Consider the following 21462-nt stretch of genomic DNA (forward strand, 5'->3'; position numbering starts at 1 on the left):
ACTTACGTTAAACCAGTTAGTTTATTGGGAAGTTGGTAATAATATAATTAGCCAATTCCTCACCAATTCTATCTTGAGCCTCAACAGTTGCAGCACCGGTATGAGGTGTTAAACTCAAGCTTTCATGTTTTAAGATATCCCCATTTGGATTCGGTTCGTTATCGTATACATCAATTGCAGCACCTCTTACTTTTCCATTATCCAAAGCCTCTAAAAGATCAGATTCACCAATGATACCGCCTCTAGCTAAATTGATTAGGATAACACCTTCTTTCATTTTTTCAATTTCAGCTTTGCCAATTACCGGTTTACCATCAGCCTGTGCTGGTACGTGTAAACTTATGAAATCAGATTGTGCCAGTAAGTCGTCAAATGGAATACTTGAAATTTTTACAGGGGTATTACATCCTTCAATACCTAAATCAATATGAACTTCTTTTGCAAAAGAATCTGTACCAATTACTTTCATACCCATTCCTAGTGCATACTTGGCAGTTTGTTGGCCAATTCTTCCCAAACCAATTACGCCAAGTGTTTTGCCACGTAGTTCAATACCTTTAGCGTATTTTTTCTTTAATGACTTAAACTCTGTTTCCCCGTTGATTGGCATTTGTCTGTTAGAATCATGTAATCCTCTGGCCAAACTTAACATGTGTCCTATAGCCAATTCTGCTACCGCTTGAGATGATGCTCCTGGTGTATTAAATACATCTACATTATTGTCTTTAGCATAATCCACATCAATGTTATCTAATCCAACCCCACCTCGTCCAACGGCTTTTAGACCTGAACAAGCGTCAATCATAGGTTGACGTACTTTGGTTGCACTTCTTACTAATAAAATGGAAACATCATTGCTATTGATATAGTCTGTCAGTTGATCTTGTGCAACAGTTTTTGTTTCAACGGTATACCCCGCATCTTTAAGCATTTGTTCTCCAACCGGAGAAATACCATCATTTGCTAAAACTTTCATAATTCAATAGAATTTAAGAGTTTAATTTTTTCATTACGTTTACTAATACTTCTACACTTTCCAATGGAAGGGCATTATACATAGAAGCACGGTATCCACCTACTGATCTATGTCCCTTTATACCTGAAATGTTGGCTCCATTCCAAAGTTGATCAAATTGATCTTTGTAAGATTCATCTGTAAGTACGAAAGTCGCATTCATATTTGAACGATCTTCTTTGGCTGCTGTACCTTCAAATAGAGGATTGCTATCAATTTCATGATAAAGCATATCCGCACGGTCTTGAGCTAGTTTTTCATAATAGGATAGACCTCCATTTTTTAACATATGCTGAAGATTTAACATCGCCACATATACAGAGTATACAGGAGGTGTGTTGAACATAGAATCTTTAGAGGCGTGTGTTTTGAAATCCATCATTGCAGGAATATTTCTTCCTGAATGATTGAAGATATCATCTTTTACGATATACAAGGTAGCTCCTGCAGGTCCCAAATTCTTTTGTGCTCCGGCATAGATTAAGTCAAAATCGGCTACATTGATTTGACGACTGAAAATGTCACTACTCATATCACATACTTTTATTCCGTCAAATTGAGGGAATTCTTTGTATTGTGTACCGTAAATTGTGTTATTTGAAGTAAAGTGGAAATAATCCGCATTGGATGGGATTTCAAATCCCTTAGGAATGTAATTATAGTTTTTGTCTTTTGAGGAAGCTACGATATGGATGTCTCCAAACCTTTGAGCTTCTTTAATCGCTTTAGATGACCATGTTCCAGTATCTGCATATGCAGCAGAACCACCTTCTTTAAGTAAATTATAGATAGTCATTAAAAAGCCGGTACTTGCACCACCTTGAAGAAACAATATCGAATAATTATCCGGTACATTCAACATCTCCTTTACCATGGCAATGGCGTTATCCATTACTTTTACGTAAGAAGGACTTCTATGTGAGATTTCAAGAATGGATAGGTTTAAATTGTCAAAATTGGTAACTGCTTCGGAAGCCTGTTTTAACACCTCTTGTGGTAAAATACATGGCCCGGCACTATAATTATGAACTTTACTCATATGATTTGTTTTTGAAGCGACTAAATTAGATTGAATTATTGTAACGGTATTACCAAAGTATTAATTATTCGAAAAAAAATCACTACCCCTAAAATCGTGATTAGGATTCATCTTCACCGTAATAATTTCTTTGTTCCAATGTCTTCATAATGTTTCTACGATCTCTTTTTGTGGGACGACCTTTAATACCAAAATAGGAATTGACTTTTTTCTGTTGGTTGATTTCATTTAATAAGTCCAAATTTTCTTGAGGGGTAATTTCTTTCATATAATCAGGAACCAATTTGGCACCGACACGACTTTTAGGAAAGCCCAATACTTTGAATACCCGAACAGTTGGAGTATATTTTATAGAGATGGAATCGTTGGTTTCTAGCTCTTTACTCGCTTTGACGACTTTCTCATTGACCATGATCTTTCCATCTTTAACTGCTTTTGTAGCTAGACTTCTGGTTTTAAATAGTCGAATGCACCATAGATATTTATCGATTCTCATAAGGTGAAGGTATAAAAAAAGCCCTCGAAAATTCGAGAGCTTTCAGAATATTATTGATTCAAAAAATTATTTTCCAATTTTTGCCATTTCAGCGTCAAAAGTTTCTTTGAATTTTTCGTAGTTATAATCTGCTTTTAAAGATTCTTCTTTAGATAAACGCTCGTTATATTTTGATAAGATTTCGTCAGCAGAAAGCTCAATCGCGATATAAGTTTTGTATTTACCTTCAGCAGTTCTGGTTTGTTTTTCACAAATTACTCTGATTCCGTTTAAAGACTGGTCCACAACTGTACGTGCGTTTTGTTGGAATGTTTCAGTAACTTCTTCTTTGTTGTTGAATTCAGATGATTTCACATAGTTATCACCAACAATTTTCATTGTTGAACTCATATCTGTAGCCAATTGAGCTCTTGCGTTAGCCATAGCTTTTTTCTTAGCCACCATTTGGTCTAAAGATTCTCCGATTGCATTTGCTCTGAAAAACTTTTTATCGGTGAAGTACTCAGGACCTGAGCAGTAAACGTCAACTAATACTTCTCCTTTTGCAGGTCCTGCATCTTTTTTTCCTTTACATCCTACTACACCTGCAGATAGAATTCCGGCTGCAAAAATGATCGATAATGTTTTTAATGTCTTCATGGTAATGTTTGTTTAATGAATTTCAAATTTAGATAATAAATCTTTTTTTTCAACTCCTTTAGCAAGTGATGTGCCAAAAATATTTTTAATTCTTTTCAATGAGGTTTAAAATAGGAGTGCTATTGGTTTCCCAGTTGTAATTATAACGCACAAAATTAAGAGCATTAGAAGTGATTTTTTTTGCTAAATCCTGATTCTCCATTAATTGGGTAATGTATCCTACATAATCATTTGGAGCGTCCCCAATTAAAATGTTTTGCTCATGGGTGGCTTTAATGGCATTTCCCGCCAGTTGAGATGTGATACATGGAACTTCCATGGCCATCGCTTCTAGAATTTTGTTTTGCATTCCGGTACCAATTTGCATTGGCGCGATAAAAATGCGGGCTTTATTATAAGCATCTGTAATTCTATCCATCCATCCGGTAACTATAACGTTTTTTGAAGCTAGTCTTTTCACCGATGCATGGGGATTAGTTCCAGCAATAGCCAATTTGATATTTGGATATTTTTCAATCAATAATGGAATAATCTCGTTGGCTAAAAAATGAGCAGCTTTGATATTAGGAGGATAGCTCATATTTCCGGTAAAGACCAGATCGTATTCTTTATCGATTTGAGAATCTTTTTTAAATCTATCGAAATCTACTCCGTTTGGAAGAATTACGATTTCATTATTATCCGGATGTTCGATGAGATTTCTGTCCGTTTCAGAAATTATTGTAGTATTTGTAAATTGATTAAAGACATAGTTTTCATATTTCTTTAGTCTAGTTGCTTCGATAACCAACAATGTCTTGATTCCAGGAATTGCTTTTTTGATCCTTCTTTCAGCTCCCATAGAGAAAGCATCCATATAATCAAAGGTAGAGTCAATGACATGGTATTTTTTGACATATTCGGCTGTTCGCACCAATTGCACAAACAAATGTCTAGGCATGTGTTTTTCAATAATTTGATCGACTTTTTTCTGTGCCTTTTTTTGATAGAAATAGTTTACCTGAAAAGGTTTGTCATTGAATACCGAAGTAGCTAGATTCCAAAAAATTCCCAGCTTGGAAAGCTTAATGAAATGAATTTCTTCACAATATGGAGAAAGATTATCTATGGCGTCCGGGTGTGGAGTAGAGTCAGTAAGACATACCAGGATCACCTCATGTTTTTGTGAAATCACTTTGATATGGTGAAAGGCACGTAATTTATCACCTTTTTCCAATGGCCATGGGATTCTGGATAATAGTACTAAAACTTTCATTTCTTAAAAGTTTGAACCATTTCCAATAATTTCTTTTGCGTACGGCTAATATCAAATTCTTGTTCCGCAAGAATCCTGGCATGCTTTGAAATGCTTTCGGATTTATTTGAGGATTTCAAAGTATCCAAGATTTCACGTGCCATTTGTTTTGGTGTATCCGCAATGAGAATATCTTTTTCATTTTGAGCAGGAATCCCCTGCGCACCTTTTGAGGTAGTTGCAATGACTTGCCCCAACGCCAGTCCTTCAATGATTTTGATTCGAATACCACTGGCTTCAAACAGAGGAACGACCATGAGTTGGCCACTTAAAATAAAACTATGGGCATCGGCCACTTCACCGTGAAAAATAACGCCTTCAGGAAGCTGTTCTCCAAAATCTTTTGGTGCATTTCGACCACCGATATAAAATTGAATATTTGGATTTTTAGCTCTGATGATTGGCCATACTTCGTTTAAGAACCATTTTAATCCATTGACATTGGGTTCCCAGTCCAGAGCTCCCAGAAAAACAATTTTATTTTCAGTATCATCGTCTACCACCATCTCATCAGGCAGGGAAATACCAAATGGAACGTAAATGGTTTTTGACAACCCAAAGTATGAATTAAAATAGGCCTTGTCACTCATGCTAATGGTGGCTACAACATCGAATTTTTTTAATTCGTTTAATTCAAATTGCTTGAGTTGTTTTACCGGAGATTGAAGTAGAAAACGTTTTAGCGCGTGTGTTTCATTTAATATTCGATCTTCCCATAATTGAAATTCCACATTATGAGAACGCATCATTAAGATAGCATCACTATTTTTCTTAACCAGATCAATATACGGAGCAGTAAAAGTTCCTTCAAAAACGACTAAATCATAAGTGTTTTCTCCAAGTGTTTTTTGAATCAGATTCGCAAAATCAGGATGATCAAATCTATTGACAATATAGTTGTCTTTTTTCCAAACGCTTTTGAGTAGTGCACTCACTTTGGGAGTGGTGTCCACTTCAATATATTCAGGAACTGTTTTCTTAAATACCGGATCCAGGGGCATCTCTGTGTATGGATGTTTGGAGGTAGCAATACTTAATATTTTAACTTCCCATCCCATATCAATCATGGCTTTAGCCAATTGATAGGTAGCCAAAGTTCCACCGTCATTTGGAGGAAACGGTATTTTATGACATAATTGAAGCACTTTCATAATTAGGCTTCTTTATTTTTTTTGAAAATTTTTAAAATCGGTGCAAAAATTTTCTTGAGCTTATTGGTCAAAGAAGAATAAAATGAAGAATCCAATAAAACCGAATCGGTTGTGGCTTTATAGGTGAGGAAGATTCCCAAAGGTACCAGAGTTGCAGTGGCCATCCACATTCCGATAATCGCTGGCAATTCTCCCTGTTTAACCAACTTCATTCCCGACATCGATATAATGTGGTAGATGATGAATATAAGAATAGAAAATACTACAGGCATTCCTAAACCACCTTTACGAATAATAGCTCCTAATGGGGCTCCGATAAAGAATAATACTAAACAAGCAATTGAAAGCGTGAATTTTTTATGCCATTCAATTTCATGTAAGTGAATTCTTTTTAATCTCATTTCTGTTTCATCATCAATACTCTCCGAGTATGTTTTAGACGAACGCGCAATATTGATTGCGGTAGAATAGATCCCAATTTTTTCTCTGTCATTCATTCCTTCAAAAACGTCTAATGTTGAAGTTGTATCCTCAGGGAGTCCATTAACGGCCACATTTGAGTCTGAATAAATTTGTAATCTATTATGCATAGATTTTCTATAATCTGATAATCTTTCGTCTAGCTTAAAGTTGAGGGTATCCATTGAAGCGACTAACTGATCCAGATTAAGCATTTCATAGTGATCTTTAAACAGATCATCGTCAGTACGGTTAAACTGGAAAGAAGAAAGGTCAAACCTTACCGTATGTTGATCAATTTCTGAATACGTAAATGGATGTGTTTTCCCTTTATTTTCCTTGTATTGTTTTACATTATACATGTCGAAGATCAGATATCTTTGATCCGGAGATAATGCCATTTTACCCCTTTCAGCTAAGGTAACCTGTTTATTCCCGTTGTGCTCAGAATGATCATAAATCTGAATACTACGCATGTTCTGTCCATCATCATCTTTTTCCTTGATGCGAATGACATAGCCATCGATCCCCTTATAAAAAACTCCCGGTTTAAACTCTAATGCCGGTCTTTGATGCATCACATCATAAAGCAATGTTTTAAACTTAAGATTGGCAACAGGCATTACATAATTAGAATGGTAAAATGCCATACTACTGATGATGAGGTTGAATATCAGAAGTGGTCGCATGATACGGTTGAGTGAAATCCCGGAAGATTTCATCGCTACTAATTCGTAATTCTCACCAAGATTACCAAACGTCATAATAGAGCTTAGCAAAACGGCTAAAGGCAGCGCCATGGTAACAAGGTTCGCAGACGCAAAAGCAAATAGTTCAATTAGGACAATAGCTTCCAGACCTTTTCCAACCATGTCTTCTAAATAATTCCAAAGGAACTGCATTTCAAAAATGAAAAGCGTAATAAAGAAGGTCATAATAAATGGCCCCAGATATGTCTTAATGATGAAAATGTCGAGCTTCTTCAACACGAGAAAGATTTATGCAAATGCAAAGATATCCCATCATTCATTGAGAACAGATGAGATATCTATAAAAAATGTTAGAAGAATTGTAACTTAAGTATTAAGATCCAATTACGTGTTTTAAAGCGTCAATTTGACGATCCCACAATTGTTTGGATTCTTCAATTTCGTCAGGCTCAGCAAAGTCAGTAACCAATAGAGCAACGTCTTTGGTTAACGAATCAATTTTAATGGCCATCTCCCAGTAATAATCAGTATCAGCATCATCTTCCCATTGGAAACGAATAGAAACTTCTTTAGTTTTAGATACCAGTTGTGCGTATTCTTCAGCACCATCCCAGGTAAATGTAAAGTTACCGTCTTTGTTTACAACGTTATCCGCAAACCACTCTGCTAATGCACTAGGAGCACTTATATAATTGTATAATACATGCGGAGAAGAACGCATGTAATATTCTTTAGTATATTTTTCTTTTACCATTATGTTTAGTTTTTCTTGTCAAATTGTTGCCGCACAATATATGCAAATTGTGAGAACAAAAGAATTATTCTGGCTATTTAGTATGAAAATTAATTAACGGTTGGTCCAAATTCACCTTTAATTTCATTTTGCTGGAATATAATATGTTATAAGCCAACAAAGCGATTAAGATACCTAAAATGGAACCTGCAAAGACATCAATCAAAAAATGTTGAGAGAGATACATCCTGGAATATCCAACCAGAACCGCAATTAGGATTAGTAAGAAATCAAATTTGGTGTTTTTTTGAGCTAAAAGAAGTGCTGTAGTCAGTCCAAAAATAGCGGTGGTATGGCCCGAAGGAAAGCTAAAAGCGGTATGCATATCAACTCCATCAATGAAGTACAAAGGAATATCTAATTGTTCAAAATACGCAGAAGGTCTTGGGACTGGTCCAAAAACAACTTTCTTAAAAAATTGAGAAATTATTCCAACTAAAACTCCTGTTAAAATAATTTGAAGAGAAAGCCTTTTACTGATGAATAAGCATGCCAAAGCAACAGCCACAAAAGCAAATCCATCTCCTACATAAGTGAAATATTTGAAGAAAAAATCAAATAAACCACCATGTATATTGTTGATAAAAAGATGAATATCTTTTTTCTCGAAAAGCAGCAATATCAAACCGGAAAGGGAAAATAAAAGCGCATAGACGCCAAAAAAAAGCTTGTGTTTTTGAATATTTTGGATCATAAAAATCAAAAGTAGTTTTTTAGGATTGTTTGAAACCTAAATAAATTTAAAAAAGCATGTTTTATGTGACAATTATTATTATATATTTGCACCCCAATTTGGCGAGGTAGCTCAGACGGTTAGAGCGCAGGATTCATAACCCTGAGGTCGGCAGTTCAATTCTGCCTCTCGCTACGGTAAAAAGCTCGAATGAAAATTCGGGCTTTTTTTATGTGTTTTAAATGGATATTCGTCCTAAAATGCCAAGTATTCAGCAGAGAAAAGTTTACTTTAGCGTATATAAACCAAATAAATCATTGTCATGTTAAAAAAAATAATCTTAGCAATTGTGGCTATCGTAGCGTTAGTTCTAATAGTCGCAGCTATTGTTCCTTCGGAATATAGCGTGAAAAGAGAAGTTGTTATTCAAAGATCGAATCAAGAGGTTTTCGATTACATCAAATATTTAAAGAATCAGGATAATTTTAGTACCTGGGCACAGAAAGATCCTAATATGGAGAAAACTTTTACCGGAGAAGATGGTAAGGTAGGTTTTACTTCACATTGGAACAGTGAAGTAGAAGATGTTGGAGAAGGAGAGCAAGAGATAATGAAAATTGAAGATGGAAAAAGAATTGATTTCCAATTGAGATTTATTAAACCTTTTGAAGCTACTGATATGGCGTATATGACTACAGAAGATATGGGTGGTCAAACTAAAGTGGTTTGGGGATTTGATGGGAACATGCCTTACCCTTCCAATTTGATGCTTTTATTTATGGATTTTGAGCAGATGTTAGGTCCGGAATTACAAACCGGATTAAATAATTTGAAATCTATCATGGAAAATCAGTAAATTGCGTCTTTAACGGAAATACTTAGTTATGAAATTTAGACTGTCTTTTGCTTTAGCCGCGTTACTATCTCTATTTGTTTTCTTTTCTTCCTGTAAGAAACAAGAAGATGAAATAAATTATGATACGATCGATAGAGCAAAAATTCAGGAATACATTAAAGATCATAATCTGGATGCTGATTCTACTTCCAGCGGGTTATACTACGTGATTAAAAAGCCTGGAATTGGGCAAACGCCAAGTTTGTATTCAAATGTAAAAATTAAGTACAAGGGGTATTTGTTATCAGGTAAAATATTTGATGAAGCAAAGTCTCCGGTGGTTTTGAATCTTTCGCAGGTCATCAAGGGATGGCAAGAAGGAATTCCTAAGTTTAAGGAAGGGGGAGAGGGCATCTTATTGATTCCTTCTAAACTAGGCTACGGAGGACAAGCCAATGGCTCAATTCCTGCAAATTCAGTTTTGATTTTTGATATAGAATTAGAAGAGGTGCTTTAATAGCACCTTTTTTATTCGATAGCTGCAAAGTCTACGTAATATCCTGAAAACTTACGGATATTAAGAACTTCGCCATCTTCAAATATGAGATATTGACCTCTGATTCCTGCAAGAGTTCCACTAATCTCAGGTGTTTTATCAAAGTTTAAACTTTTAATTTTTTCAGGATACTCATCAACAGGAAACACGAGTTCAGTAACCTCTTCATCTTTTAAAGCATATTTCTGTAAATCTTCCGGTATTAGTGTAATTGCTTTATCTCGTAATTCTAAAAGATTAATTGAGGTATCACGAACATCTTTTAACATATCTCGCCAGGGCGTTTTATCACCCATATGTTTTTTTAAACTCACTTCGATTAATCCTGCTTCCTGACGTTGTGAAGTTTTTGCAATAGCAATAGCTTTCCATGCACCCTGATCAATCCATCTGGTAGGAATCTGATCCATTCTGGTGACACCAACTTTAACTTTACTGGTTAATGCCAGATAGACGTAATGCGGTTGTAGATGATTTTTTTTCTCCCACTTAACATCTCGACCCTTACCCAAATGAGCTTCGCATAATTCCGGTCGGATAATACATTCGGCATTCATAGGAGAATTCATAAAACAACTGTAACAGAAACCCTGTCCAAAAGCTTTTTTAGTGATTTTACCACAGGAAACACAGTTAATGCGTCCATTGAAAGTGAGTGAAATCTCTGAGCCAATATAATCGTTCATTTCTATGATGTCATCACCTAGATATAAAGCATATTCTACCTCACTTCCCAGCTCGGCTTTCATTTTGGATAAATTCCCTGAAGCTTCCATGTTGATTTAGTTGAGTTTCTTGGCAATAGATTTTGGCACCGCATCCTGATGAATCATGATCCCGATGGTTTTCATTGCCATATATGCTTTTGAAACGTATACATATCCGTCATTTGCACGTTCTGACCCCCAGGAGTTTTTCACGATATAATATTCGTTACCATTTTGATCAATGGCCGTACCGATGATATGCATCAAATGATCATCAGTGGTTTGAAAGTTTAAAAACAACTCTTGTCTGGCTTCTTGCGTAGGAGTCATTTCCTCAATTACTGTTTTAAATAGTTCTTTTTGCTCTTCAGCTGATAACTCTTTGAAAGGTTTATATGGCATAATCGCGATTCCCTTTTTACGGGACCATGTTTTTTCACTGATATCAGCATCCCAGGCAATAGTGTATCCATTTCCCAACGCATGATCAATAATGGTCATGAGTTCACTTAAAGGAACATTGTTAAAAGAACCATTCGCCCAGTTATCAGGAACCTGAAGGATATATTTTTCGTAAAACGGAGCGTTAGTAAATGAAGTAAAGGTTACGTATTCCGAAGGTTTAAGCCCTAGGTAATCCACAAATGATTTCGGGGTATAAGTTTTACCTTCATAAGTGAACTCTTTTGGTGCTTCTCCCATATAATTGTTCAATGTACCTTCTACATTTCCCATCCAAATGGGAGAGATGTTTTTGGCGTTTTTCACCACCGTTTTTACCGTGGATTCTAAAATTGCGGCCATTTCACTATGGTCATGTTTTGAAGAATCGTATGTATTGCCTGAATAGGCACTTTCAGGAACCAATCCATATTTTTTGATGGAATTCATGACATCATGACTGAGTCCTCCTTCACCAAATTGAGCTCTACCTTGCCTAAGGACATAGTTCTGTGCCTTTTCAACGTAATTCATTCTTACATTGAACATTTCAGAAAGATCAATGGCAGGTTTCCCCATACGAATAAGTTCACTTTCAATAAAAGAAGTGGTGCAATAGCTCCAACATGTTCCCGTATTTTGTTGGTTTTTTACTGCAGTAGCATCGATAAATATTTTGTGCGTAAATAAATAGTTTTCAGGTTGTTTTTTTTCTTGTGCAATGAGATTTAGAGTTAAGAAACAACTCAAAAAAATACTGATATAAGCCTTCATATTTATCATATTGAAATTTTTTGTTTAAACATTTTAGGGTAAATAAAGAAACCTAGTTTTCCATTGTTTTTGATCTCCGACCAGGAATCAATATCAAATAGAATACAGGCAATACCCGCAGTAGGAATGTTTTCAAAGTGCTCCTTCGCTAAAAAGTTAACTACTTGTGTAACTCCCGGATTATGGGCGACTACCATAAGTTCATTAACAGATGAATCAGTATTTTGAATTTGATTAATGATGGTTTTGGGAGATGCTAAATACAATTCTTTTTTGTAAGAAATGGATGCAGTATCTAATCCCAGAACTTCGTTCATTAATGATGTGGTTTTTTTTGTTCGTTTAGCAGAACTACTGAGGATATGATCAATTTTTGCTCCTCTGGAAATTAATTTGCCCGCCATGAATGGGCTGTTTAATTTTCCTCTTTTCTTGAGTCCTCGGTCATAATCATCCACTTCTTCTTTCCAGGATGATTTGGCATGACGAACGATGTAAAGTTTCTTCATTAGTATATACCTGATACCACAAAGAAATATTTTTCTAGTCAATAGAAAAAGAAAAAACAGGAGAACAACAAGGTTATATTATGGTAAACAACATTTAGTTTTGAGAATCTGCCGTTTAGGCAGTAAATTAAAAATGGATTGATTTTCGATAGATCGATATTCATGATAGAAGCGTACCAAAGGAAAAATGAACAGCAGCAATATCAACTTTTAAGAAGTATGATTTTTCCAGTTTTTATGTTGTTGATCATGTGGGGCGTTTTTATTTGGGAAACCGTATTTCTGGTAAGTTTTAATACGTATGGTATTTATCCACGAGATCTAATTGGGTTACGTGGAATCTTATTTTCTCCATTTATTCATAGTGATTTTCAGCACATCATTAATAATTCATATCCGGTACTCATATTGGGAACTGCTATTTTTTATTTCTATAGACGTTCTGCGAAGTATGTCCTTTTGTACAGTTTTTTAATGACAGGAATTTGGGTATGGGCTATGGGGAGGTCTTCGTTTCATATCGGAGCAAGCGGCTTGATATATGCCTGGGGTGCCTTTTTGTTTACGAGCGGAGTTTTAAATCGAAATAAGCGAATGATGGGGTTATCATTGCTCGTGGTGTTTTTATATGGGTCGATGATTTGGGGGGTGCTGCCATTGATGCCAGAAATTTCCTGGGAGTCTCATTTATTTGGAGCAATTGCAGGAACAGTTTTAGCCTTTGTATTTAAAAAGGAAGGACCGAAAAGAAGAAAGTATGATTGGGAAACCAATGAAGAGGAATACGAGATTGAGTTTTGGAATATGACACAGGAAGAAATCAATCAGTATTATATTAAAAAATCGCAAGAAAAAACCTCAGGCGGTAGGCCTGAGGTTTCCATAAAATATGATTTTAAACCGAAGAAAGACGATTAATGATTTAGCATTACCGGCATTACCAACATTAATACTTCTTCGTTTTCATCTCCACCTTCAGGAACTAATAATCCTGCACGATTCGGTTCAGATAATAAAAGTCTTACTTGTTCACTGTTTAAGTTATTAAGCATCTCCACAAGGAATCTTGAGTTGAATCCAATTTCGATATCCTCTCCTTCGTACTGACAAGTTAATCTTTCTTTCGCTTCGTTTGCGTAATCTAAATCTTCTGCAGATATGTTTAATTCACTTCCAGAGATTTTTAATCTTACCTGATGTGTAGTTTTATTTGAGAAAATAGATACACGCTTTACTGAAGCCAGGAAGCTTTTTCTATCAATGGTTAGAACGTTGTTGTTTTCTTTAGGAATAACAGCTTCGTAATTCGGATAAGTTCCATCAATTAATCTACAAATCAATTGAACATTGTTGAACTCAAAATACGCGTTCATATTATTGTATTGAATCTTCACATCTGTATCCGCATCTAAAATTCCTTTTAAAAGAGTTAAAGGTTTTTTAGGCATAATGAAAGATGCCGCTTTGTCAGCTTTTGCATCTAATCTTCTATAGCGAACTAATTTGTGTGCATCTGTAGAAACGAATGTAAGATTGTCTTCGTTTAATTCGAACATTACACCAGACATCACCGGTCTTAATTCATCATTTCCAGTAGCAAATAATGTTTTTGATACGGCATTGCTCAATGCATTTGAAGATACAGTTAGCTCAGATGCTTTTTCAATGCTTGGAATTCTAGGGAATTCTTCTCCGTTAAATCCGGTTAATTTAAATTTACCATTGCTTGAAGCCATTTCAATACCGAACGAATTGTCATCAACAGTAAATGTCAAAGGTTCATCAGCAAAAGTCTTAAGCGTATCCAGAATAAATCTAGCAGGAACAGCCACAGCACCATCTTTGTCTGCATTATTAAGCTCAATCTCTGTGGTCATCGTGGTTTCCAGGTCACTAGCTGATACAATCAATTTGTGATCAGAGATTTTAAATAAGAAATTATCTAAGATCGGAAGTGTATTATTGGTATTTAATACTCCACTTATACTTTGCAACTGTTTTAATAATACCGTACTGGATACAATAAATTTCATAATGTTCTAATTAATTTGTGTCACTTATACCATGGGGTTCTTAGAAGAATATTCATAGAAAACCTTGAATATAAAGAGGTACAAGCAAAATTAATTTTTGAGGTTAATTTCCTACATGTAAAATGCCAATTTTACTGAAATTTTATTAACAATAAAACCTTGACCTATTTCTTATAAAAATATGAGATATCGTGATTTAAAGGATCGAAAACAAAGTACTGAATAATCATGAATTCTTTGTCGTTTAGAAGTCCATACATTCGGTCCTGATCGTGATCAATTGGATTCCCATCGATATCCATTCCGCTTTTAAGTGGTTTTAGTAAAGTCTTAATCGTTGTTGTTTCTCCGGCCATATTGGTAACAGTATATACCTCAAGAGGTACAGAGTTACTTACGGAGTCGATAAAGATTGGCGTTTTGGTTTCTTCCCACATTTCAAAATTTACGGATCTGAATCGCTCCATATAATCAAAAATGTAACCGGTATCCCATCCATCTACAGGAACCAAAGCGTTGTTGTATAATGATACCTGGCCGTCAATGGTTTGTTTGATCACAAACCCTTTTTCAGGTCTTCCAGGGAAACTTAACCTGATTTCGGCAATATCTTTTGGATTGTAGTTAAATACAACTTTTGTTCTCCAGTCATTTTCAAATGGTGAAAAACGAGGGGATAAAAAACCTTTAAAACCTTCGATATGTACCAGGTATGGAAGGTTTGTGCCTTCAATCATCATATATGAACCTGTGTGATTTTGGTTTGGTGTCCCAATATAAATTACTTTTTCGGGTGTTGAGCCACTGTTATAAAACTCTACCTTGGTACCACTTGCAGATAAATCACGAATGGTTTTATCATATCGTGCGGTTGCTACAGGTGCTTTAACCGTCATAAGGTTTACGGTTTCAAGAATATTGTTGATATTACTTTGTTTAGCTACATATTCACCATTTACCATCCATTTAGATGGTTCAGTTCTTTCCAATAAGACTTGATTGCCATTTCTATCCGCAATGAATATTTTATTGATTGAACCAGTATCAGAAATACTAAAATCACTTACAGATGCTTTAATAGTAGACTTAGATTCGTTAAAGTACTGACTGATAACTAACGCAGTAAGACCAACTAAAACAACTATGATAATTATATTCTTGTATTTACCCATTTGATGATTTTAAAAACAATTAAAAACGACTATATCTACGTTTACGTAAAAAACTAATGATAGAGCCAATAATAACGATAAAAATTATTGGTAAAGCCGTGTTAAATATTTGCCATTGTCTTTTTTCCTTAGCGATTTTTTGCCGGTTAAGTAGGCGTAATTTGAATTCTTTTACTCTTGAAAAAATGAGACCATCTTCTTCGAGCATGTAATTCATACTGTTAAGAATAAAATCTTTATTACCATAAACACGATTGGTATACTTGTAATATCCCAGGTCATAAAACTGCTTGCCATCCGGAGAAACGTCATTCTTGATCACATCTGCATCCGATACCACAATCATTTTATTCTCCTCACTTTTTGATTTGAATTTGAACTCTGGGTTTTCAGAAATCTTTTCGCTGATTCGATTTTTAAATACAGACTCAAATTTACCTTCTAATAAAACGGCAACCATTTGCTGACCTTTATTGAATCTTCTTTCATCTGGCGGATCTCTTAGAATATTTAAGGCAACTCTGGTAGGTGCATTGGTAACTTTAGAATATTTAGAACTATAGAGGAGAGGTGTCTTCTTGATGTTTTTTCCTCCAACCGTATCAATACTCCCCACATATTTTGTAGCAATCGCATCCAGATTATTGGTGATCGGATGTTTAACCATGCTAAAAATTAGAGGGAAATAATACCATGGGAATAACTCCTGTTTAGGTTGATCTCCAACCATTCCGGTAACAACGGGAATAGGTAAAGATTGCATGTCCATAACAAAGTCTGAGTTTACCCGCGCCCCATATTTAAAAAGTTGATCTGAAAGATTGTTTTCTACGGCAAGCCCTAAACTAATTCCATTTTTTCTTAAGCTATCAGAATTTACCTGTGCGTTTTCGATAAACCACATCATTTTTCCACCATTCATGACAAATTGGTCTAAGACGTATTTATCTTTTTCTGAAAAAGCAGAATCCGGTCCAACAACAATGGCGGCTGAGAAACCTCTTAAGGCTTGAATTTGTCCATCAATTTTTACATGCTGATATCTGTAGAATTCACCTAAAGATCTGGCGATGGACTGCACCTCCATTTTACTGGCTTCACCATGGCCTTGAATAAATGCGATTCGTTTAGGATTATGTTGTGAAGCCTTTTTTATGGCACTGGAAATTTCATATTCTAATTGTTGAATAGAGTTATTTAACATCACCTCAGGATTGGTTCCCATGGTGTTTTTTAACAATTGAATTGGAAATTCCTTTTCGCGATAAACCATTACTGCTCCAGGGAAAACAATCTGTTCGGATTTTTTATCTCCATCACGGCTGGTGATATTTGTATATTTTAATCCTTTTTCAGAGAGTTCTCTGTAAATGTTTTGACGAATTTTTTCGTCAGGATTTTCAGATGGGTCAATGAATTCATACTGAAGATTATCTCCGGCATAAACACGCATCTCATCCAGAATCTCTTTGGTAGCGTTTTGTAGTTGTTTGAAACTAGCTGGTAAATCACCATCTAAATAGACTCTAAGAAAAACGATGTCTTCCAGATTCTCTAATTGATTTTTGCTAAAATCATTTAATGAATACCTGTGATCCGTTGTGAGATCAAAACGTTTAAAGAAAACCTGTCCAGCTAAATTAGCGAGGATAATAATAACCAGAAAAATGCCTAATGAGACAAATGAACTTAATTTGGTGATCGGCTTTCTGTTTTTTGAAGAAGACTTGTTTACCATTTGAAACTATCCAATTTTATTTTCGTTAAATACAGAAAAACAGAGCTTAAGCTAAGGAAGTACAGCAAGTCACGTGTGTCAATTACCCCACGACTCATTGAAACATAATGTTCATTAATTCCCAATTGAATGATGATAGAATCTAATCCAGGGATAGAGAAGAAATCACTGATTTGCTCAAAGCCAACATAGAAAAAGAAAGACAAGAACACTGCAGATATAAAAGCCACGATTTGGTTTTTGGATAACGCGGAAGCAAAAATGCCTATAGCCACAAAACCACTGGCAAGGAATAATAATCCAAAATAAGAACCCCAGGTTGCGCCTTCATCAATACCAGGAGCAAGGCTTAATCCTTTTACCGACCAATAATACGTAAGTGTGGGTAACAAAGAAAAAATGACAATAAATAAGCCTGCAAAAAACTTTGCAGTAATGATTTGCCAATCGGTTAAAGGCTTGGTAAGTAGTAGTTCAATAGTTCCATTACGCCATTCTTCTGAAAAAGAACGCATGGTAACAGCAGGAATCAAAAACATAAAAACCCAGGGAGCGATAATAAAAAGTGTATCAATATTGGCATATCCATTATCAATAACATTGAAGTTTCCAGGGAATACCCACATAAAGAGACTTATAGCTGCGAGAAAGACTATTATTGCTAAATAGCCGGTGAGAGAACTAAAAAAAACTGAAATTTCCTTCCGGAGAAGTGCGATCATTTACAACCGATTTTAAAAAGAGTACAAAATTAATTCAATTTTATCTGGTGGCAATATATGTGATAAAACCCGAAAAATTGAGCAAAAAAAAACAAGAACGCAAATGTTCTTGTTTTAGTTCAATGTTTTTTGTGTTTTAAGCGATTTCTGCCTTTCTGAAGTCTATAAGCTTCTTAATACCGAACGCCAAACCGGCAACTAATAAAAAGACAACGCCACCATCAATAGGAGTCACAGGAGTTGAACTTCCTGGATTTGGTGGGATAGGTGGTGCAAACATGATACTTGGGATCAAAATAAAGACTACCAATTGTACCGTGTTAACCACTTTTAGCACTAATTTATTCGTCATCATACTAAGGCAATTTTTGTGTGTTTTGGGCAAATATATGGGTAATACGTTACCTGAAAAAGAAAAAAAAGAAAAAAAAGAAGTTATTAACACTGAGTTTTTAGTTAAATCAAATCAGTTTTTAGTTAAAACATTGTAAGAAATTGCCTTTGGAGTATCAGAAAATAACTTTTTAGTTAAAGGCCAAATTTCGCCAAAAAGTGCCGATTTTCTGTAGGTTTCGAGGTGTTTTTCATCTTCCCAAAAACTCAATGTTGAGATCAAATTAGGCTGATTTTGATCTTGGATTAAATCCAATTTTAAACAGCCTTCTGAGGCCTTAATTTGATGTTGATATTTTTTGAAAATGTTCATAAAAACGTCAACATTCTCCTTTTCGAATGTCATGTGGACCAATCTGACGATCATATAAAATTGATTGAAATAGTATCATTTATGCGAATTCCAAGTAAGCCTGCTGCTTTTCCGGAATTAATTGCGATTTCCAGTAATCCGGCTGAATTAAACAAAGCCACAATGTCTCCGCCATCTACATCGCTATACTTATTGCTAATCTTGGTTACTCTGGCATGAGGAATTCTAAATCTGATATCCACATTTCTGCCCATTGCATATTTAGAGAAAATGTCCCTACTTAAGTTCGTAATGACGTTTCCATAACCATCAATATGTTGAACTGAGGCGCGAATGGTGTCGTTTTGAATGACCGGAGCGTAGCTAATCATTGAGGCTAAACTCTGTATTTGTTCGCCAATTACTTCAGGAACTCCTCCACGAGAAAGATGGGAAGCAGCCTGCACCAAAATTGATTTTTCCGGAAAACTGGCTAGTTCGGGTGGTGCACTCAAATTGAGTTGATAAGCTAGAATAGGTTCATTTTCAAATACTAAAGAAAATAAGCCGTTATCCTGCCCCACGAAATATTGATCTTTATGTTTGATGATAATATAATCAATATCTGGACTGCTAATTCCGACTAAAACAATGTGTACTGTTGAAGGAGGAAAATTCGTATAGCTATTTTTTAAGATAAATGCAGCCTGAGGGATATTGAATTTTTCAATATCGTTACTGATATCAATAATATTTACGGCTCCCAATTGAGATAGAAGCTGACCTTTCATAGCGGCTAAGTAATGGTCGGAACTCCCTAAATCACTGGTAATTGTAATTGTTGACATACAGTATTAATCCTTTCTTAAATCGCAATACTTATTGAACCACGCGAAAGTAGGAATGTTTAAGCGTTCTAAGAAACGAAAGCTTTTGTTTTTAAATAAAATGGTGCGTTAAAAAACGTTGATAAAGAGTGAGAATAGTGTTTAAAAAAAGAATCCGAATATTTAGGTAGGTTTTAATTTAAATTAAATTTGCCGCACTGCCTTGAAAGGGTATGATTTATAAAAGTATTACTTAATTAGAAAGAAGAATTTGCAAGAGACGGTCATTAGTTTTTATTCCAAAAACCCGGTAGAATTATTTGGGATAAATAATGTTAACATAGCTACAATATCCAAGCATTTTCCCAGACTGAAAATTACAGCTCAGGGTACAGATATTATTGCGCGTGGAGAAAAGTCAGAATTAGAGAACTTTACCATCCGAATGAATTTTCTGATTGAGTTTTTTAATAATCATAATCGGCTAACACCAGCGAATATTGAATCGTTACTTACCGAGAAGGTCGAAGCTGTTATTAAGGCGAAAATTGGTAAAGAAGATGTCCTGGTGTATGGAACCGGTGGAGTTTTAATCAAAGCCAAAACAAAGAATCAGCAGGATTTGGTACGGTCCATTGATAAAACAGATATGGTTTTTGCAGTAGGACCTGCCGGAACAGGAAAATCTTATACAGCAGTAGCATTGGCAGTAAGAGCTTTAAAGGCCAAAGAAGTGAGGCGTATAATTTTAACCAGACCTGCGGTTGAAGCAGGTGAGAAGTTGGGTTTCCTTCCAGGAGATTTAAAAGAGAAATTAGATCCGTATTTGATGCCTTTATATGATGCATTATTTGATATGATCCCTGGTGAAAAACTAGAAGATTATATAGATAAAGGTACTGTTCAAATTGCACCTTTGGCATTTATGAGAGGCCGTACTTTGGATAATGCATTTGTAATTTTGGATGAGGCACAAAATGCAACTGTGAGTCAGATGAAGATGTTCTTAACACGTATGGGAGCAAGTGCAAAGTTTATCATTACCGGAGATAAATCCCAGGTGGACCTACCTAAAAACCAAAAGAGTGGTTTGATTCATGCCATGCAGGTATTAGATGGTGTGGAAGGAATCTCATTTGTGAAGTTTGATGAGTCAGATGTGATTAGACATCGTTTAGTGAAGAAAATTATTAAAGCATATAAACAGGAGGAGTAAGGTATGGAGAATACTTTGTTAAAAACAGATTTCAATTTTAAAGGGCAAAAGTCAGTGTATCATGGAAAGGTACGTGATGTATATCAAATTGAAAATGATGTTTTGGTGATGGTCGCATCAGATCGTATTTCGGCATTTGATCATGTATTGCCTAAAGGAATTCCTTTTAAAGGTCAGGTGTTGAATCAAATTGCAGAGAGATTTTTGGATGCAACCCGTGATATCGTACCAAATTGGAAAATGGCTTCTCCAGATCCAAATGTTACAGTAGGTAAAAGCTGTGAGCCATTTAAGGTAGAAATGGTGATTCGAGGGTATTGTACAGGACATGCATGGAGAGAATATAATTCGGGAAAACGTACTTTATGTGGAGTGGCTTTACCTGAAGGGTTAAAGGAAAATGATAAATTTCCACAACCTATTATCACACCATCAACGAAGGCAGATGAAGGACATGATGAAGATATTTCCAGAGAAGAAATTATTGCGCAGGGAATCGTTTCAGAAGCGGATTATGTGGAATTAGAAAAGTATACTCAGGCCTTATTTTCCAGAGGAACCGAAATTGCAGCTGAGAAGGGGTTGATCCTGGTAGATACTAAATACGAGTTTGGAAAAGATGCAAATGGTGTCATTACACTTATTGACGAAATTCATACTCCTGATTCATCCAGATATTTCTATAAAGAAGGTTACGAGGAGCGTCAGGAAAATGGAGAGAAACAAAAGCAATTGTCTAAAGAATTTGTAAGAGAGTGGTTGATCGAAAACGGGTTTCAAGGATTAGAAGGGCAAACAATTCCGCATATGTCTGAAGAACTGGTTTCCAGTATCACGGACAGATACGTAGAGTTGTATGAAATTATTACCGGTGAGAAATTTGTAAAGTCGGATGCGACTCAAATTCTAAGTAGAGTAGAAAAAAACGTTTCTGATTATTTGTCAGAATAATCAATACAGACTAAAATAAAAATAGAG

Annotated in this window: 24 protein-coding genes and 1 tRNA gene; 6 read left to right on the forward strand and 19 right to left on the reverse strand. The window is 35.4% G+C overall.

Features of this window, described 5'->3' with window-relative positions; genetic code table 11:
• Positions 1-16: 16 nt before the first annotated feature.
• From KFE94_13210 to KFE94_13250, 9 genes are all read right to left on the reverse strand, one after another.
• Positions 17-976, reverse strand: a complete 960-nt coding sequence (locus tag KFE94_13210; GenBank protein ID UTW65605.1) for a D-2-hydroxyacid dehydrogenase — start codon at positions 974-976, stop codon at positions 17-19.
• A 13-nt stretch (positions 977-989) separates the two neighbouring features.
• Positions 990-2054, reverse strand: coding sequence for a 3-phosphoserine/phosphohydroxythreonine transaminase (gene serC / locus KFE94_13215; protein ID UTW65606.1), 1065 nt, complete (start codon positions 2052-2054; stop codon positions 990-992).
• 100 nt (positions 2055-2154) lie between these two features.
• Complete coding sequence (locus KFE94_13220; GenBank protein ID UTW65607.1) at positions 2155-2550, reverse strand: RNA-binding S4 domain-containing protein; 396 nt, start codon at positions 2548-2550, stop codon at positions 2155-2157.
• A gap of 66 nt (positions 2551-2616) precedes the next feature.
• Positions 2617-3189: an LPP20 family lipoprotein gene (locus tag KFE94_13225; GenBank protein UTW65608.1), complete on the reverse strand. Its 573-nt coding sequence runs from the start codon at positions 3187-3189 to the stop codon at positions 2617-2619.
• A gap of 85 nt (positions 3190-3274) precedes the next feature.
• Positions 3275-4444, reverse strand: coding sequence for a glycosyltransferase (locus tag KFE94_13230; GenBank protein UTW65609.1), 1170 nt, complete (start codon positions 4442-4444; stop codon positions 3275-3277).
• Positions 4441-5634, reverse strand: a complete 1194-nt coding sequence (locus tag KFE94_13235; protein ID UTW65610.1) for a glycosyltransferase family 4 protein — start codon at positions 5632-5634, stop codon at positions 4441-4443. Before KFE94_13235 ends, KFE94_13230 begins: the two co-directional genes overlap by 4 nt.
• Before the next feature lie 2 nt (positions 5635-5636).
• Entirely contained in the window at positions 5637-7082 is a 1446-nt protein-coding gene (locus KFE94_13240; GenBank protein UTW65611.1) for an LptF/LptG family permease, read from the reverse strand.
• Between the two features lie 94 nt (positions 7083-7176).
• Positions 7177-7557, reverse strand: coding sequence for an SRPBCC domain-containing protein (locus KFE94_13245; GenBank protein UTW65612.1), 381 nt, complete (start codon positions 7555-7557; stop codon positions 7177-7179).
• Between the two features lie 73 nt (positions 7558-7630).
• Positions 7631-8290, reverse strand: a complete 660-nt coding sequence (locus KFE94_13250; GenBank protein UTW65613.1) for a phosphatase PAP2 family protein — start codon at positions 8288-8290, stop codon at positions 7631-7633.
• Between the two features lie 100 nt (positions 8291-8390).
• On the opposite strand from KFE94_13250, the gene KFE94_13255 reads away from it, so the two are divergent.
• The 3 genes from KFE94_13255 (at position 8391) to KFE94_13265 (ending at position 9621) form a co-directional block, all read left to right on the forward strand.
• Positions 8391-8464 (forward strand) — tRNA-Met (locus KFE94_13255).
• 121 nt (positions 8465-8585) lie between these two features.
• Complete coding sequence (locus tag KFE94_13260; protein ID UTW68279.1) at positions 8586-9125, forward strand: SRPBCC family protein; 540 nt, start codon at positions 8586-8588, stop codon at positions 9123-9125.
• Between the two features lie 28 nt (positions 9126-9153).
• Positions 9154-9621: an FKBP-type peptidyl-prolyl cis-trans isomerase gene (locus tag KFE94_13265; protein ID UTW65614.1), complete on the forward strand. Its 468-nt coding sequence runs from the start codon at positions 9154-9156 to the stop codon at positions 9619-9621.
• An 11-nt stretch (positions 9622-9632) separates the two neighbouring features.
• Here the strand turns inward: KFE94_13265 and KFE94_13270 are convergent, their stop codons facing one another.
• From KFE94_13270 to KFE94_13280, 3 genes are read right to left on the reverse strand one after another with little or no spacing between them, the layout of a single operon-like run.
• Positions 9633-10436 (reverse strand): DUF2797 domain-containing protein, encoded by an 804-nt coding sequence (locus KFE94_13270; protein UTW65615.1) that lies wholly within the window; start codon positions 10434-10436, stop codon positions 9633-9635.
• A gap of 6 nt (positions 10437-10442) precedes the next feature.
• Positions 10443-11582: an aminopeptidase gene (locus tag KFE94_13275; protein ID UTW68280.1), complete on the reverse strand. Its 1140-nt coding sequence runs from the start codon at positions 11580-11582 to the stop codon at positions 10443-10445.
• A 5-nt stretch (positions 11583-11587) separates the two neighbouring features.
• On the reverse strand, positions 11588-12091 hold the full coding sequence (locus KFE94_13280) for a histidine phosphatase family protein (protein ID UTW65616.1): 504 nt from the start codon (positions 12089-12091) through the stop codon (positions 11588-11590).
• A 162-nt stretch (positions 12092-12253) separates the two neighbouring features.
• Between KFE94_13280 and KFE94_13285 the strand changes: the two genes are divergently transcribed.
• Positions 12254-13009, forward strand: a complete 756-nt coding sequence (locus tag KFE94_13285) for a rhomboid family intramembrane serine protease (protein UTW65617.1) — start codon at positions 12254-12256, stop codon at positions 13007-13009.
• Here KFE94_13285 and dnaN read toward each other — a convergent pair.
• The 7 genes from dnaN to KFE94_13320 form a co-directional block, all read right to left on the reverse strand.
• A complete protein-coding gene (gene dnaN, locus KFE94_13290) occupies positions 13006-14124 on the reverse strand; it encodes a DNA polymerase III subunit beta (GenBank protein ID UTW65618.1) in 1119 nt (372 codons plus the stop codon). The two genes, KFE94_13285 and dnaN, sit on opposite strands and share 4 nt — an antisense overlap.
• A gap of 164 nt (positions 14125-14288) precedes the next feature.
• Positions 14289-15296 carry a hypothetical protein gene (locus KFE94_13295; GenBank protein ID UTW65619.1) on the reverse strand — a complete coding sequence of 336 codons (1008 nt, stop codon included), beginning with the start codon at positions 15294-15296 and terminating at the stop codon, positions 14289-14291.
• Between the two features lie 19 nt (positions 15297-15315).
• A complete protein-coding gene (gldG, locus tag KFE94_13300) occupies positions 15316-17034 on the reverse strand; it encodes a gliding motility-associated ABC transporter substrate-binding protein GldG (protein UTW65620.1) in 1719 nt (572 codons plus the stop codon).
• Positions 17028-17756, reverse strand: a complete 729-nt coding sequence (gene gldF, locus KFE94_13305) for a gliding motility-associated ABC transporter permease subunit GldF (GenBank protein UTW65621.1) — start codon at positions 17754-17756, stop codon at positions 17028-17030. Before gldF ends, gldG begins: the two co-directional genes overlap by 7 nt.
• A 136-nt stretch (positions 17757-17892) precedes the next feature.
• Positions 17893-18108 (reverse strand): hypothetical protein, encoded by a 216-nt coding sequence (locus KFE94_13310; GenBank protein ID UTW68281.1) that lies wholly within the window; start codon positions 18106-18108, stop codon positions 17893-17895.
• A gap of 114 nt (positions 18109-18222) precedes the next feature.
• Positions 18223-18516: an antibiotic biosynthesis monooxygenase gene (locus KFE94_13315; protein ID UTW65622.1), complete on the reverse strand. Its 294-nt coding sequence runs from the start codon at positions 18514-18516 to the stop codon at positions 18223-18225.
• Entirely contained in the window at positions 18513-19289 is a 777-nt protein-coding gene (locus tag KFE94_13320; GenBank protein UTW65623.1) for an SAM-dependent chlorinase/fluorinase, read from the reverse strand. The genes KFE94_13315 and KFE94_13320 overlap by 4 nt, the downstream gene beginning before the upstream one ends.
• A 250-nt stretch (positions 19290-19539) precedes the next feature.
• On the opposite strand from KFE94_13320, the gene KFE94_13325 reads away from it, so the two are divergent.
• Complete coding sequence (locus KFE94_13325; protein UTW65624.1) at positions 19540-20484, forward strand: PhoH family protein; 945 nt, start codon at positions 19540-19542, stop codon at positions 20482-20484.
• Between the two features lie 3 nt (positions 20485-20487).
• Positions 20488-21435 (forward strand): phosphoribosylaminoimidazolesuccinocarboxamide synthase, encoded by a 948-nt coding sequence (locus tag KFE94_13330; GenBank protein UTW65625.1) that lies wholly within the window; start codon positions 20488-20490, stop codon positions 21433-21435.
• The last annotated feature ends 27 nt before the right edge of the window (positions 21436-21462 follow it).

It is taken from the genome of bacterium SCSIO 12643 (genome assembly GCA_024398135.1).
Taxonomy (GTDB): domain Bacteria; phylum Bacteroidota; class Bacteroidia; order Flavobacteriales_G; family Salibacteraceae; genus CAJXZP01.

What these genes read in the sequence shown, in the direction of transcription:
- KFE94_13330 (UTW65625.1), top strand. Translation starts at nt 20,488, where the DNA reads ATGGAGAATACTTTGTTAAAAACAGATTTCAATTTTAAAGGGCAAAAG.
- KFE94_13310 (UTW68281.1), bottom strand. Translation starts at nt 18,108, where the DNA reads ATGACGAATAAATTAGTGCTAAAAGTGGTTAACACGGTACAATTGGTA.
- KFE94_13250 (UTW65613.1), bottom strand. Translation starts at nt 8,290, where the DNA reads ATGATCCAAAATATTCAAAAACACAAGCTTTTTTTTGGCGTCTATGCG.
- KFE94_13285 (UTW65617.1), top strand. Translation starts at nt 12,254, where the DNA reads ATGATAGAAGCGTACCAAAGGAAAAATGAACAGCAGCAATATCAACTT.
- KFE94_13230 (UTW65609.1), bottom strand. Translation starts at nt 4,444, where the DNA reads ATGAAAGTTTTAGTACTATTATCCAGAATCCCATGGCCATTGGAAAAA.
- KFE94_13220 (UTW65607.1), bottom strand. Translation starts at nt 2,550, where the DNA reads ATGAGAATCGATAAATATCTATGGTGCATTCGACTATTTAAAACCAGA.
- KFE94_13245 (UTW65612.1), bottom strand. Translation starts at nt 7,557, where the DNA reads ATGGTAAAAGAAAAATATACTAAAGAATATTACATGCGTTCTTCTCCG.
- serC (UTW65606.1), bottom strand. Translation starts at nt 2,054, where the DNA reads ATGAGTAAAGTTCATAATTATAGTGCCGGGCCATGTATTTTACCACAA.
- gldF (UTW65621.1), bottom strand. Translation starts at nt 17,756, where the DNA reads ATGATCGCACTTCTCCGGAAGGAAATTTCAGTTTTTTTTAGTTCTCTC.
- KFE94_13275 (UTW68280.1), bottom strand. Translation starts at nt 11,582, where the DNA reads ATGAAGGCTTATATCAGTATTTTTTTGAGTTGTTTCTTAACTCTAAAT.
- KFE94_13265 (UTW65614.1), top strand. Translation starts at nt 9,154, where the DNA reads ATGAAATTTAGACTGTCTTTTGCTTTAGCCGCGTTACTATCTCTATTT.
- dnaN (UTW65618.1), bottom strand. Translation starts at nt 14,124, where the DNA reads ATGAAATTTATTGTATCCAGTACGGTATTATTAAAACAGTTGCAAAGT.
- KFE94_13210 (UTW65605.1), bottom strand. Translation starts at nt 976, where the DNA reads ATGAAAGTTTTAGCAAATGATGGTATTTCTCCGGTTGGAGAACAAATG.
- KFE94_13225 (UTW65608.1), bottom strand. Translation starts at nt 3,189, where the DNA reads ATGAAGACATTAAAAACATTATCGATCATTTTTGCAGCCGGAATTCTA.
- KFE94_13280 (UTW65616.1), bottom strand. Translation starts at nt 12,091, where the DNA reads ATGAAGAAACTTTACATCGTTCGTCATGCCAAATCATCCTGGAAAGAA.
- KFE94_13320 (UTW65623.1), bottom strand. Translation starts at nt 19,289, where the DNA reads ATGTCAACAATTACAATTACCAGTGATTTAGGGAGTTCCGACCATTAC.
- KFE94_13295 (UTW65619.1), bottom strand. Translation starts at nt 15,296, where the DNA reads ATGGGTAAATACAAGAATATAATTATCATAGTTGTTTTAGTTGGTCTT.
- KFE94_13315 (UTW65622.1), bottom strand. Translation starts at nt 18,516, where the DNA reads ATGATCGTCAGATTGGTCCACATGACATTCGAAAAGGAGAATGTTGAC.
- KFE94_13235 (UTW65610.1), bottom strand. Translation starts at nt 5,634, where the DNA reads ATGAAAGTGCTTCAATTATGTCATAAAATACCGTTTCCTCCAAATGAC.
- KFE94_13270 (UTW65615.1), bottom strand. Translation starts at nt 10,436, where the DNA reads ATGGAAGCTTCAGGGAATTTATCCAAAATGAAAGCCGAGCTGGGAAGT.
- gldG (UTW65620.1), bottom strand. Translation starts at nt 17,034, where the DNA reads ATGGTAAACAAGTCTTCTTCAAAAAACAGAAAGCCGATCACCAAATTA.